The following is a 12,478-nucleotide window of genomic DNA, read 5'->3' as shown; positions in this document are numbered from 1 at the left end:
CAGCGCGCAGCGCGCAGCGGTGAGGCAGTCTTCCACGAAGAGCTCGTCGTCGGCGACGATATGGTCGGCGGCCAGCACGAGGCAGAGCGCCTCGGGGTCGCGGCTTCCTGCCAGAAGCGCGCCGGTGGCGATCGCCAGCGCCGAATCTCGGCGCTCGGGTTCGAGCACGATGTCGGCCTCGACGCCGAGGCGCGCGAGCTGCTCGGCCACCACGAAGCGGAACTCCGAGTGCGTCACCACGATCGGACGCGCGAATCCCGGTCCGGCGATCCGCAGGATCGTCTCCTCGAAGGTCGAGCGGCCCGATTCGAGAAGCGGCACGAACTGCTTGGGCATCGTGTCGCGCGACACCGGCCAGAGCCGCGTGCCCGCGCCACCGGCGATGATGATGGGATGCACGTCGTTCGGGCGCATGAAGGCTCCTCCGGTGTTGCGCATGACAGGCTCTATAGGCCCTTCGGTCCGATCGAACCATCACCCGTTGGCATAGCGCCTGGCAACATGGTTAGGATGCCTAAGTTTTATCGGTCGCCTCTGGATCGACGATGGATCGGCTCCGGGGCCCAAGCTCGACAAACTCGGCGCACATTGGCATGCGAAGGCACGTCGACGTCGGTTCGGCGACATCGGAAGGATATAGGACGTGGTTGGACGCATGCGGAAATCCGTCTTCCTGGCATCCTGTGCCGCCGCGATCACGGGGCTCGCCTGTGCATCGCTCGCCCGGGCGCAGGACTACCAGCTCGAGCCGGGCGACATTCTCGACTTCGCGATCGTCGGCGCTCCCAACTTCACGCAGAAGGTGCCCGTCAGTTCGGACGGATCGATCCGGTTGCCGATCGGCGGTCAGTTCCGGGCGGGCGGGCGCTCGATCGACGAGTTGCGCGGCGACGTCGTGGACAAGCTGAAGACCTCCTCCTATCCAGCCGGCGTGGATGCGCAGGGCAACACGACCTGGAACGTCGTCTATCCCGAAGGCGTCATTCTCGGCGTCGCCGAATATCGGCCGATCTACCTCTCGGGCGACGTGCTGACCCCAGGTGCCCAGAGCTTCCGGTTCGGCATGACGGTGCGCCAGGCCGCGGCCGTGGCGGGCGGCTACAGCATGTTCCGCAACCGGCAGGACTACACGCTGGAGGCGGCCGGCAGCGAGGAAGAGTATCGCGGCGTGCTCACCCAGTTCGCCAAGGCCCAGATGAAGGCTGCCCGCATCCAGGCCGAACTCGACGGAACCCAACCCGACTTCTCGAAGGTGGACATCGCCGGCGTCGATCCGGCGATGGTGAAGCAGTTCGAGGCGCTCGAACGCCAGCAGTTCGATTCGCGCCTCGCCGACCGGCAGAAGGAGCGCGAGAACATCGCGGAGGGCATCAAGAACGCGGAGGCGCGCTACTCCTATCTCGAACAGTCCAAGCGCAACCTCGAGAACGAGACGAAGAACTACGAGGAGGAGCTGCGACGCGTCGAGGAGCTGCTCCGCAAGGGGCTGACGCAGGTCGCCCGCCTCAACGACGCGCAGCGCGCGGTCTTCCTCGTGGCGACGCGCTCGCTCGAAACCTCGGCCGAAGTGGCGCGCATCGAGCGCGAACTGGTCGAGCTTAAGCGCTCGCTGGAGAAGGTCGACACGCAGAGCGGAATGGACAATCTCTCCGACCTGCAGGACACGACGATCACCGTATCGAACCTGCGCGCCCAGATCGAGAAGCTCAGCCGCCGTCAGCAGCTCTTCGCGCCGTCTCTCCTCACCGGAGCCGGCAACGGCAAGCCCCGCATCGCCATCACGCGACGCGAAGGCGATCGCTACGTGCAGATCGACGGGAACGAAGACACGATTCTGCAGCCCGGCGACACGGTGGAGGTTTCGCTGGGGTCGGCGGATCGCGCCGCTGCCGTCGCACCGGGCGAGGGTCTTGCCGCCGCTACGATGGGCGAGCCCGCACCCGCCCGCTGAAGGCTCGAAACCGTTCGAGCGTCCCGTCAAACTTCGTCGGGGTCCACTTGGCCCCGGCGGATCACCAGAGCCGCAACGATCAGACCTGCGGCAGCGACATCCCGTCGACCGGCAGCCCATGCGCGCGTCGGGCGATGAGGCATTCGGGATCGCCCGGCTGGCATTCGCGACAGACTTCGGGGCGAATGGCATAGATCGTGCAGGAGGTGCCCTCCCCCACGCGCCCAGCCAGCGCGCGGCAGCGCCCATCCTCGCAGGCCATGCCGCTGAGATCGGCCGCCACGAGCGCCGGCGGAATGAGATCCAGCGCCGCATCCGATTCGAACGAGAAGCGCGGCCATTCCGCGGAATAGGAACAGCAGGCGCCACAGCTCTGGCAATCGAACGGGGCCGGCACGAGATCGAGCATGGGAGGCCTCCTCGAACGCACATTGAAGCTGCCGAACGCGGCCAGCAACCTCGCACCTCGGGTTCGACCAAGGCAGAAACGTTCAAGTCATTCGGAGAAAGATGGTGGGTGATGTAGGGTTCGAACCTACGACCCGCTGATTAAGAGTCAGCTGCTCTACCAACTGAGCTAATCACCCGAAGCGCTTGTGGGCGCTGCAGAAGAACTCGTCGTCTGCGAGGCGGTGTATAGCCAACCGCCTCACCCTTGTCCAGCACCTATCCGCGCAGCCGCAGCAAAAAACGAGCCGACGTCAGAACCAGGAAAAGCAGGCGACGAGGCCGCGCGGAAGCGGCGCGGGAACGATGCGCAGCGAGGCCGCGGCGGCCTGCGCGTCGAAGCTTGCGGCAATATCCTGTGCCTGCGCGAGCGGCGGCGCGCTCTCGCCGTCGTCGGGCAAGTCGAGGAAATGAATGCCGGCGAAGAGTTCGCGCCGGTAGACAAGCTTGGCGGGACGGATGGCTTCTTCGTCGCCGACACGCAGTTCGAACGTTCGCGGCAGCGGCGCGGCAGCGTCGATCGTCAGCAGGGCACCGGTGGCCGAGATGTTGCGCACCACGCAGTCGAGCGTGGAGAATCGGTTGTTGAACAGGATCTGTGCCCGTTTGAGCGTGCGAACTCGCGGCGCGATGCGGCGCTCGCTGTCCCCTCCAGCCGATGGATCGATCGCAGCCACTGGGGGCCCCCTACACAACGGTTCCGCCCCCGCAACTTGCGGCAAGAAGGTTGAGAAGGCTTGAATCCTGCAGTGTCCACAAAAATGCGGGACCGGTCTCCAAGACCGGCCCCGCAGATGCGAATCATATGCCGTCGTTCAACGGCCTGGGCAAAAGCGACGCGAAGCCGCTCCGCGCCTGACAGGCGATTAGTTGACGGCCTTGTCGACCAGCTTGTTCTTGCCGATCCACGGCATCATGCCGCGCAGCTTCTCGCCGACTTCCTCGATCTGGTGACGATCGTTCATGCGGCGGATGCCCTTGAAGCGGGCGGCGCCGGAGCGGTACTCCTGCATCCAGTCGGAGGTGAACTTGCCGGACTGGATGTCCTTCAGCACGCGCTTCATCTCGGCCTTGGTCTCGTCCGTGATGATGCGCGGGCCCGTGACGTACTCGCCCCACTCGGCGGTGTTCGAGATCGAGTAGTTCATGTTGGCGATGCCGCCCTCGTAGATCAGGTCGACGATGAGCTTCACCTCGTGCAGGCACTCGAAATAGGCCATTTCGGGCGCATAGCCGCCCTCGACCAGCGTCTCGAAGCCGGCGCGGATGAGCTCGACCAGACCACCGCAGAGCACGACCTGCTCGCCGAAGAGATCGGTCTCGCACTCTTCCTTGAAGTTGGTCTCGATGATGCCCGAACGCCCGCCGCCGACGCCGCAGGCGTAGGAGAGCGCCAGATCCAGGGCGTTGCCCGAGGCGTCCTGATGGACGGCCACGAGGCAGGGCACGCCGCCGCCCTTCTGGTACTCGCCGCGCACCGTGTGGCCCGGGCCCTTCGGCGCGATCATCACCACGTCGAGCGTCTTCTTCGGCTCGATCAGGCCGAAATGCACGTTGAGGCCGTGCGCGAAGGCGATCGCGGCGCCGTCGCGGATGTTGCCTTCGATTTCGGCCTTGTAGATGTCGGCCTGGAGCTCGTCCGGCGTCGCCATCATCAGGAGGTCGGCCCACATGGCGGCCTCGGAGACGTTCATCACCTGGAAGCCGTCGGCCTGCGCCTTCTGGCGGGTGGCGGAACCTTCCTTCAGCGCGATCGCGACGTTCGCGGCGCCGGAATCCTTCAGGTTCAGCGCGTGGGCGCGGCCCTGGCTGCCGTAGCCGACGATCGCGACCTTCTTGGACTTCACGAGGTTCAGATCGGCATCGCGATCGTAGTAGACGCGCATGGGGCGGTTCCTTCCAGTTGTCCCGGCTCTTGCGGCCGGAGGGGTTCAGCGGCCGATGGGGGCCGCGGGTTCGCTCGTCCCGAAGAGGACGAAAAATTGGCGCGTCGCCGCGCCGGCGTCGCGATCGATTTCGGCCACTGTGGGCGCCGCGCGGTCGCCGAGCAGCAGGCGGATCTGCACGTCACGCACGACGAGGCCGAAGAAGGTGCTGAAGGCCGATTCGGCGCTCTCGAAGCGAAGCAGCCCGGCGACGCGTCCGGCCTCCAGCAGGCTGCCGAGCCGGCGCCGCATGGCGAAGGGGCCGTTCTCGAGCACGATGGCACCGAGATCGCGCTTCTCGGAGCCGGCATGACCGACGGCGAGCCGATTGAGCGCCACCGAGGTCTCGCCCGAGAGCACCGTCAGCCAGTCCACCGCGAAGCCTTCGAGCGCCCGCACGAGGCGGTCGCGATCCAGCGTGTGGGCGTCGACGGGCACCGCCCTCACCTTCGCGGCCTGCCACTGCACCGTCGCGGTGAGAAGCCCGTCGCGGTCGCCGAACCACTTGTAGAGCGTTTCCTTCGAGCAGCTGGCGCGCCGCGCCACGGCGGTCATCGTCAGCGTCTCGTCGCTCGCCACCAGCAGCGACAGCGCGGCGTCCAGCACCTCGCGCTGGCGATCCGTCGGTCTGGCGCCGTCGATTTCCGCTGACACCTCCACCGCTCTCCGCCCCCATTGCGCGTACCGTACGTTACGGTACGCGGTCTAGCGGTGCCGGTGGCGATTGGCAAGAGGCGGAGCAGGATCACCCCGGCGATCCACATCTCACCTCATTTGACGATGGTGAGCTTCTCGGCCGCGCGGGTGATGGCGGTGTAAAGCCAGCGCTCGCGCGTGTCCTTGAACGCCCAGCTTTCGTCGAAGAGCATGACGTGGTTCCACTGCGACCCCTGCGCCTTATGGACAGTGAGCGCGTAGCCGTAGTCGAAATCGTCGTAGCGCTTCTTCGTCGCCCAGGCGATCTCGGCCGCGGGGTTCTCGAAGGCTTCCTTCAGCAGCTTGATCTTCGCCGCACCCTTGTCGATGTCGTCGTCGTCGGGCTTCACGATGAGGTTGGTGCCGGGTTTCACCGTCTCGGGCGAAGCCGTCATCACCTGCCAGAGCGAGCCGTTGAGAAGCCCTTTGGCCGGGTCGTTGCGCAGGCACACGAGCTTGTCGCCCGACTGCGGCAGCGCGCCGGTGAAGCCCTTCAGCTCGCGCAGCCGGTTGTTGTAGAGGCGCCGCGTGCGGTTGGTGCCGACCAGCACCTGATCGGCCGCCAGCACCTCGTCGCGATCGACGTCGCGCTTGGAGATCACCTTGGCCGAGCCGTGGTCGCCCAGCCGGATCTCACGCCCCTCGCGCGCATCGAGCGCCAGCGCGAGGATCGGGTTGTCGCGCGCCTGCCGGTGGATCTCGGTAAGCAGGAAGTCGGGTTCCGCCTCGGTGAAGAAGCCGCCGCCCGAGATCGGCGGCAGCTGGCCGGGATCGCCGAGCACGAGGATGGGCGTGCCGAAGGACAGAAGATCGCGTCCGAGCGCCTCGTCCACCATCGAGCACTCGTCGACGACGATGAGCTTGGCCTTGGCCACCGGGCTCTGCCGATTGAGCGAGAAGGTCGGCGAAACGCGGGCCGTGCCGGTGCCCTCGTCCTCTGCGGTCTCCTCGCCACGCGGGCGGTAGATCAGCGAATGCAGCGTCTTGGCCGACTTCGCACCCTTCGAGCGCAGCACCTGCGCGGCCTTGCCGGTGAAGGCCGCGAACTGCACGCCGCCCTCCACGCCTTCGGCGAAGTGGCGCGCAAGCGTCGTCTTGCCGGTGCCGGCATAGCCGAACAGGCGGAAGATCGGCTGGTCGCCGCGTGCGAGCCAATCGGCAACGCGCACCAGCGCCTCGTCCTGCTGGGGAGAGAACTTCATGCTCTTCGCGTCGCAGAAATCGCCCCGGGCGGCAAGCCCGTCAGCGCAGCATGGGCCACAGCGTTGCGACGAGCGCGAGGCCCATCGCGACGTTGAAGATGCGAAGGCGGCGTGGGTCGGCCAGAAACTGGCGAAGGCCGATGCCGAAGCCGGTCCAGATCGACGCGGTGGGAATGCCGACGAGGAGGAACGCGGCGGTGATGACGGCGACCGACAGTAACGGCGAATCGCCGCTGACATAGGCGCCCATGGCCACCAGCGCCATCGCCCACGCCTTCGGGTTCACCCACTGGAAGAGCGCGGCCTGCAGGAAGGTGATGGGTTTCGAAACGCCGGCATCGGCCTCGCTGGAGCCCTTGGAGAAGGCGATCTTCCAGGCCAGCCACAGGAGATAGGCCGCGCTCGCCACCTTCATGACGAGCTGCAGGCCGGGCACCGCGTGGATCACCGCGCCGAGGCCCACCCCCACTGCCAGAAGCAGGATGCCGAAGCCGAACTCGATGCCGAGCATATGCGGGATGGTGCGGCGAAAGCCGAAATTCACGCCCGACGTCATCAGCATGATGTTGTTGGGCCCGGGCGTCACCGACGAGACGAGGGCGAAGGTGAACAGCGCGAGAAGAAGATCCGTGGTCATCGACCGGCACCTGAATGGAGAACGAACCGGCGGGGCGCCCGCCCCTCGGGACCAAGGCGGACGCGCTGCACGGGGAAGGGCATGCGAACGAAGGCGCGTCAGCCCTCGGTAATCGGGTCCTTGCCGCGGCTCATGGCGGCGACGCCGGTGCGGCAGACCTCGACAAGACCAAGCGGCGCCATGATCTGGATGAACTTCTCGATCTTCGAGGTCTTGCCGGTGATCTCGAAGACGAAATGGTCGGTGGTGGAATCCACGGCCTTGGCGCGGAACACGTCCGCAAGGCGCAGCGCCTCGACGCGGTCCTCGCCGCGGCCCGCCACCTTCACCAGCGCCAGTTCGCGCTCGATCGGTCCGTCCTCGCCAAGGCCCACGGCCGTCTGCGTGAGGTCTACCACCCGGTGAACGGGCACGATCCGGTCGAGCTGGCTCTTCAGCTGCTCGATCACCGGCCTGGCGCCCTTGGTCACGATGGTGATGCGCGACAGGTGCTTGTTGTGGTCGGTCTCGGAGACGGTGAGGCTCTCGATATTGTAGCCGCGCCCCGAGAACAGGCCGATGACGCGGGCCAGCACGCCCGGCTCGTTGTCGACCACGATCGACAAGGTGCGAGACTCGATCGCCGGCTTCTCGTCGGTGATGAAATAGGCCGAGGCCGGCGGCTGGACGGGGCGGTTCATGGCGATCTTTCGGCAAGCGGGGCGAGAGATGGATCGGCGGGGCTTATGCCCCGCCGGGAAGCGCTAGACCAGCGCCTTGCCCTTGGCGTCGATGGCGTTCGCCACCGCCTCGTCGCTCGCCTCGTCGGGCAGCAAGATCTCGTTGTGCGCCTTGCCGCTCGGGATCATCGGGAAGCAGTTGGCGAGATTGGCGACGCAGCAGTCGACGATCACCGGGCGGTCGATGGCGATCATCGCCTCGATGCCGGCGTCGAGATCGCCGGCCTTCTCGATGCGGATGCCCGCGCCGCCATAGGCCTCGGCCAGCTTCACGAAGTCGGGCAGCGCCTCAGAATAGGAGTTCGAGAGGCGGTTGCCGTGCAGCAACTGCTGCCACTGGCGCACCATGCCCATGTACTGGTTGTTGAGGATGAAGACCTTCACCGGCGCCCCGTGCTGGACGGCCGTGGAGAGCTCCTGCGTCATCATCTGGATCGAGGCGTCGCCGGCGATATCGATGACGAGCGCGTCCGGGTGCGCGATCTGGACGCCGACCGCCGCCGGCAGGCCGTAACCCATGGTGCCCAGTCCGCCGGAGGTCATCCAGCGGTTGGGCTCCTCGAAGCCGTAGAACTGCGCCGCCCACATCTGATGCTGGCCGACCTCGGTGGTGATGTAGGTCTTGCGGTGCTTGGTCAGCTCATAAAGGCGCTTCACCGCATGCTGCGGCATGATGATGTCGCCGTCCTGCTTGTAGGCAAGGCAGTTGCGCGCCTGCCAATGGGCGATGCGGTCCTTCCACTCGGCCAGCGCCGTGCGGTCGGTGGGCGCGCCCGTCTCGCGCCAGCAGGCGATGATCGCTTCCAGCACATGCGCGACGTCGCCGATGATCGGCAGGTCGACGCGCACGTTCTTGTTGATCGACGAGGGGTCGATGTCGATGTGGATCTTCTTCGAGTTCGGCGAGAAGGCGTCGAGCCGCCCGGTGATGCGGTCGTCGAAGCGCGCGCCGACGCAGATCATGACGTCGCAGTCATGCATCGCGAGATTGGCCTCGTAGGTGCCGTGCATGCCGAGCATGCCCAGCCAGTTGGCGCCGGACGCCGGATAGGCGCCGAGCCCCATCAGGGTCGAGGTGATCGGGAAGTCGGTCATTGCGACGAGCTCGCGCAACAGCCGCGACGCTTCCGGCCCCGAATTGATGACGCCGCCGCCCGTGTACAGGATCGGCTTCTTCGCCGACTTCATCAGCTCGACCGCCGCGGCGATCCGGCCGCGGTCGGCATCGAGCCGCGGGCGATAGCGCTCGGTCGCGTGCGAGGCGGAGGGCGGCGTGTAGGTGCCCGTCGCGAACTGGACGTCCTTCGGGATGTCGACGACGACCGGACCCGGCCGACCCGAGGTCGCGACGTGGAAGGCCTCGTGCAGGATCTCGGCGAGATCCTCGACGCTCTTCACGAGCCAGTTGTGCTTGGTGCAGGGCCGCGTGATGCCGACCGTGTCGCATTCCTGGAAGGCGTCGGAGCCGATCAGCGTCGTCGGAACCTGGCCGGTGATACAGACGAGCGGAATCGAATCCATCAGCGCGTCCTGCAGCGGCGTCACGGCGTTGGTCGCGCCGGGGCCGGAGGTGACCAGCATGACGCCGACCTTGTTGGTGGAGCGGGCATAGCCCTCCGCCGCATGGCCTGCGCCCTGCTCGTGCCGCACGAGGATGTGCTTCACCGCGTCCTGCTGGAACAACGCGTCGTAGATCGGCAGAACCGCGCCGCCGGGATAGCCGAAGAGGTGCTCGACGCCATGGTCCTTCATGGCCTGAACCACCATCTGGGCGCCCGTCATCTTGCGGATCCCGGTGTCGATCGTCATCTCGTTCATGGTTCGGCCTGTCGAGTTGGGCGCCGATCTTGAGGGGTCGGCTCGTTCGTTTCCAGAAATTTCGGCAATAAAAAAAGGCCCTTTCGAGGGGGCCTTTGTCTTGCGCACACGTGGCATCAGCCGGGTGGTCGTCAGACCGCCTCGCGTGTGCGCCTTCCTACGAGAATGAGCTTTGCCGTGTACATGGGACGGAACAGTAGGCCCTGCCTTATGTCGCGTCAATCGCCGATTTCACGTCGACGTCACTTCATGTTCGACTGGAGGATCGCGTCGAATTCGCCCGTCGCCTTCGCCAGATGCATCCACTGGTCGACGTAGTCCTTGAACACGACGTCGCCGCGCGGCAGCAGATAGCCCATCTCGCCATATTGCAGGGGCTGGTCCGGGTTCACGGCACAGAGGCCGGGATGTAGCTTCTCCTGCAGCTTCACCTCGATCGACTCGGCCACCATCACGTCGGCCCGCCCATCCAGGATCTCCTGGAAGATCGTGCGGTTGTCGGGAAACATCCGGATCTCGGCCTTGTCGAAGCTGGCCTTGGCGAACTTCTCGTTGGTGCCGCCGGGATTGACGACGACCCGCGTGCCCGGCTGGTTGATCGCCGCGACGCTCTGATACTTCGACACGTCATCGCAGCGCACGATCGGCGCCTTGCCGTTGACCATGTACAGGGCGCTCATCGACACCTGCCTCTGGCGCGGCAGCGTCTTCGAGATCCCGCCCATCGCGATGTCGCACTTTGTCTGGAAGTCGACGAGGAGATCCGACCATTTCGTCTGGATGAAGGCCGCCTCGGCCTCCAGCGACTTGGCGAGCGAGCGGGCGAGATCGATGTCGATGCCCGTGAAGTCGTTGGCGCCGTCGGCGCGATAGGAGAAGGGCCGGTAGTCGCCGGTGGTGCAGACGTTCAGCACCTTGCGCTGCACCACGTCGTCGAGCCGGCTCGTCGCCTCTGCGGCCTGCGCCGTAGACCCGAGACAGGCGGTCGCGACGAACGAGGCGAGGAGGAAGCGAAGCGTGGTCGGCATGGAAGATCCTTCTGGCGTGCGACATGGCCGACCGGAAGGGCGGACATCCCGCGACGCTAGGTTTTGCCCTGCGGCCCCGTCAAGGATGCGGCCGCCGATTGGCTGGGGGTTCGCCTGAGATCGTTCGGACAGAGCTAGGGGACGGCACCATGCCTGTTCTCCCCACGGCGTGGTGCCGACTTCGCAGGCACCAGGAAGGCGCCGGGCGTCACGGATCGTCGGCAGCGATCGAATCAGGACATGATCGTCTTCAACGCTTCGCTCGGATCGAGATCGGGCGAGCGGATATGGCCGTAGCGCGAGAGGATGAGGGCATAGATGCCGAAGGCGACGAGACCCGCACCCGTCGCAGAGAGGAGAATCCAGCCATAGGGCCATGATCCGATCTCCGACAGGGCATCTTCCAGACCCGGCGGATGAGCGATGTCCCAACGCGAGGCGCCCGTGAAGAAGAGCACCGCAATGGCGGCGAAGACGAGGCCGCGCGCCGCGATGCCGAAGCGGCAGACCGCCGTCATCCAACGTGCCTGCGCCGGCGGCAACGACAGAAAGCGCAGGAAGTCGCCGCTATAGGCCTTCTTGAACTGCGCACCGGCGACACCGAGCATCACCAACCCCGCGGGAATCGTGAACCACGGACCGAAGACCGTCGCCCAGCGATTGAGGATCTGCGATCCACCCTCGCCGCCACCGGTGGAGACGCCGAAGAGGATCGATCCCGCGTAGATTGCCAGAAACAGGTAGGTGAGGCCCGAAACGAACCGGCCGATGCGGGTAAAAATGCCCTTGGCGTCCGTGCCGTAGCCGTCGGCGTCAAACACCGCCTGCACGAACCGCCAGATCGAGAAGCAGGGCAGCGCTACCACGAGCAGAACCAGCATCACGCTCCCCATGGGTGAACCCACGATCTCGCCGATGGCCTCCTTCTGGCTCAGCGTCTCGCCGGACGTATAGGCCGTCTTGAAAGCGAAATAGCCGATGACGATGAAGACGGCGGCCCGTGCGAGATAGCCGAGGCGAGCGCCCTTCTCGATGGCATCGCGATGATCGCCGATCCCCGTCAGATTGTTCGCCATCGCCAGTCTCCGCAAGAACCCTCGCCCCAACGGTAAGGCATCCCAGCAGTTCCCTTCACGGCAAGGCGGCGCCCGACAGCGCCCGCTCCGCTGCCTCTGCGCTCTCGAAGCGGCGCCACTCCGCATCGAACTGATTGCGAAACCACGTCTCCTGCCGCTTGGCATATTGCCGGGTGCGGGTGACGGCCAGCGTCTGCGCCTCGGCGAGCGACAACTCTCCATCCTCGACCTGCCAGAGTTCGGCGAGGCCGATGGCCTGCCCGCCCGCCACGCCGATCGCGCCGAACCGCTGCCGGAAGAACCGCGCCTCCTCGATGCCCCCCTCCTCCAGCATCGCCGCGAAGCGCAGGGCGATCCGCTCTCGCAGCAGCGGACGCGGCGGGGCGAGCGTGATGCGCCAGGTCTCATCGGGCCGCAGGAGCCCCGGCGCCGAGCGGCGCTGGAGCGCGCTCAAGGGGCCGCCGGTCGCCTCGCCGAGTTCCAGCGCGCGCAGAATGCGCTGCGGATCGGTCGGGCGAAGCCGCGTCGCCGCCTCGGGATCGCGCTGCCCGAGCACGGCGTGCAATGCCGCGGGCCCCTCCGCGGCCATGCGGGCGCGCCAACGCTCTCGGATCGCCTGCGGCACCTCCGCCAATTCGTCGAAGCCGCCGAGCAGGGCTTTGAAGTAGAGCCCGGTGCCGCCGCAGACGATCGGCAGACGCCCTCTCTCCGCAAGCTCGGCCAGAAGCGGGGCCATGTCGCGCTGCCAGCCGCCCGCCGAATAGACGGTATCGCCGGGCACATGGCCGTAAAGCCGATGCTCGATCCCAGCCATCTCCGCGTCCGAGGGCCTTGCGCTGAGGATGCGCAGCCCCTCGTACACCTGGATCGAATCGGCGTTGACCACGACGCCGCCGAGCCGCTCGGCCAGCCGCAAGGCCAGCCCCGACTTGCCGCTCGCGGTCGGCCCCGCTATCAGGATCGCCTTCGGTTTCTCCAT

General features: G+C 66.4%; 13 protein-coding genes and 1 tRNA gene. 1 reads left to right on the top strand and 13 read right to left on the bottom strand.

Going from position 1 to position 12,478, the window contains the following annotated elements; translation table 11 throughout:
• Window positions 1-414, bottom strand: a 414-nt coding sequence (locus GGR04_RS11545; protein WP_183200045.1) for a sugar phosphate nucleotidyltransferase, incomplete at its 3' end; no start/stop codon positions are given.
• Window positions 415-655: 241 nt separating this feature from the next.
• Here GGR04_RS11545 and GGR04_RS11540 point away from each other — a divergent pair.
• The gene (locus tag GGR04_RS11540) at window positions 656-1,951 is read left to right on the top strand and encodes a polysaccharide biosynthesis/export family protein (RefSeq protein ID WP_183200044.1); all 1,296 of its coding nucleotides are present in this window, start codon (window positions 656-658) and stop codon (window positions 1,949-1,951) included.
• Between the two features lie 79 nt (window positions 1,952-2,030).
• Here GGR04_RS11540 and GGR04_RS11535 read toward each other — a convergent pair whose 3' ends face one another.
• From GGR04_RS11535 to miaA, 12 genes are all read right to left on the bottom strand, one after another.
• Window positions 2,031-2,360 carry a YkgJ family cysteine cluster protein gene (locus GGR04_RS11535; protein WP_183200152.1) on the bottom strand — a complete coding sequence of 110 codons (330 nt, stop codon included), beginning with the start codon at window positions 2,358-2,360 and terminating at the stop codon, window positions 2,031-2,033.
• A 102-nt stretch (window positions 2,361-2,462) separates the two neighbouring features.
• Window positions 2,463-2,538, bottom strand: a tRNA-Lys gene (locus GGR04_RS11530).
• Between the two features lie 114 nt (window positions 2,539-2,652).
• Window positions 2,653-3,120 (bottom strand): PilZ domain-containing protein, encoded by a 468-nt coding sequence (locus GGR04_RS11525; RefSeq protein ID WP_183200043.1) that lies wholly within the window; start codon window positions 3,118-3,120, stop codon window positions 2,653-2,655.
• Between the two features lie 144 nt (window positions 3,121-3,264).
• A complete protein-coding gene (gene ilvC / locus GGR04_RS11520; protein ID WP_183200042.1) occupies window positions 3,265-4,284 on the bottom strand; it encodes a ketol-acid reductoisomerase in 1,020 nt (339 codons plus the stop codon).
• Window positions 4,285-4,329: 45 nt separating this feature from the next.
• Window positions 4,330-4,983, bottom strand: a complete 654-nt coding sequence (locus GGR04_RS11515; RefSeq protein ID WP_183200041.1) for a TetR/AcrR family transcriptional regulator C-terminal domain-containing protein — start codon at window positions 4,981-4,983, stop codon at window positions 4,330-4,332.
• A 110-nt stretch (window positions 4,984-5,093) separates the two neighbouring features.
• Window positions 5,094-6,221 carry an ATP-dependent DNA helicase gene (locus GGR04_RS11510; RefSeq protein ID WP_183200040.1) on the bottom strand — a complete coding sequence of 376 codons (1,128 nt, stop codon included), beginning with the start codon at window positions 6,219-6,221 and terminating at the stop codon, window positions 5,094-5,096.
• Window positions 6,222-6,261: 40 nt separating this feature from the next.
• The gene (locus GGR04_RS11505; protein ID WP_183200039.1) at window positions 6,262-6,858 is read right to left on the bottom strand and encodes a LysE family translocator; all 597 of its coding nucleotides are present in this window, start codon (window positions 6,856-6,858) and stop codon (window positions 6,262-6,264) included.
• 98 nt (window positions 6,859-6,956) lie between these two features.
• Window positions 6,957-7,538, bottom strand: a complete 582-nt coding sequence (gene ilvN, locus GGR04_RS11500; protein ID WP_183200038.1) for an acetolactate synthase small subunit — start codon at window positions 7,536-7,538, stop codon at window positions 6,957-6,959.
• 63 nt (window positions 7,539-7,601) lie between these two features.
• Window positions 7,602-9,395 (bottom strand): acetolactate synthase 3 large subunit, encoded by a 1,794-nt coding sequence (locus GGR04_RS11495; RefSeq protein WP_183200037.1) that lies wholly within the window; start codon window positions 9,393-9,395, stop codon window positions 7,602-7,604.
• A 242-nt stretch (window positions 9,396-9,637) separates the two neighbouring features.
• The gene (locus tag GGR04_RS11490) at window positions 9,638-10,423 is read right to left on the bottom strand and encodes a transporter substrate-binding domain-containing protein (RefSeq protein WP_183200036.1); all 786 of its coding nucleotides are present in this window, start codon (window positions 10,421-10,423) and stop codon (window positions 9,638-9,640) included.
• A gap of 233 nt (window positions 10,424-10,656) precedes the next feature.
• Entirely contained in the window at window positions 10,657-11,499 is an 843-nt protein-coding gene (locus GGR04_RS11485; protein WP_183200035.1) for a DUF1206 domain-containing protein, read from the bottom strand.
• Window positions 11,500-11,554: 55 nt separating this feature from the next.
• A complete protein-coding gene (miaA, locus tag GGR04_RS11480) occupies window positions 11,555-12,478 on the bottom strand; it encodes a tRNA (adenosine(37)-N6)-dimethylallyltransferase MiaA (protein ID WP_183200034.1) in 924 nt (307 codons plus the stop codon).

Source organism: Aureimonas pseudogalii (assembly GCF_014196835.1).
Taxonomy (GTDB): Bacteria; Pseudomonadota; Alphaproteobacteria; order Rhizobiales; family Rhizobiaceae; genus Aureimonas; species Aureimonas pseudogalii.
Note: the sequence above shows the minus strand (reverse complement) of the source record. Positions and strands in the feature narration are given on the sequence as shown.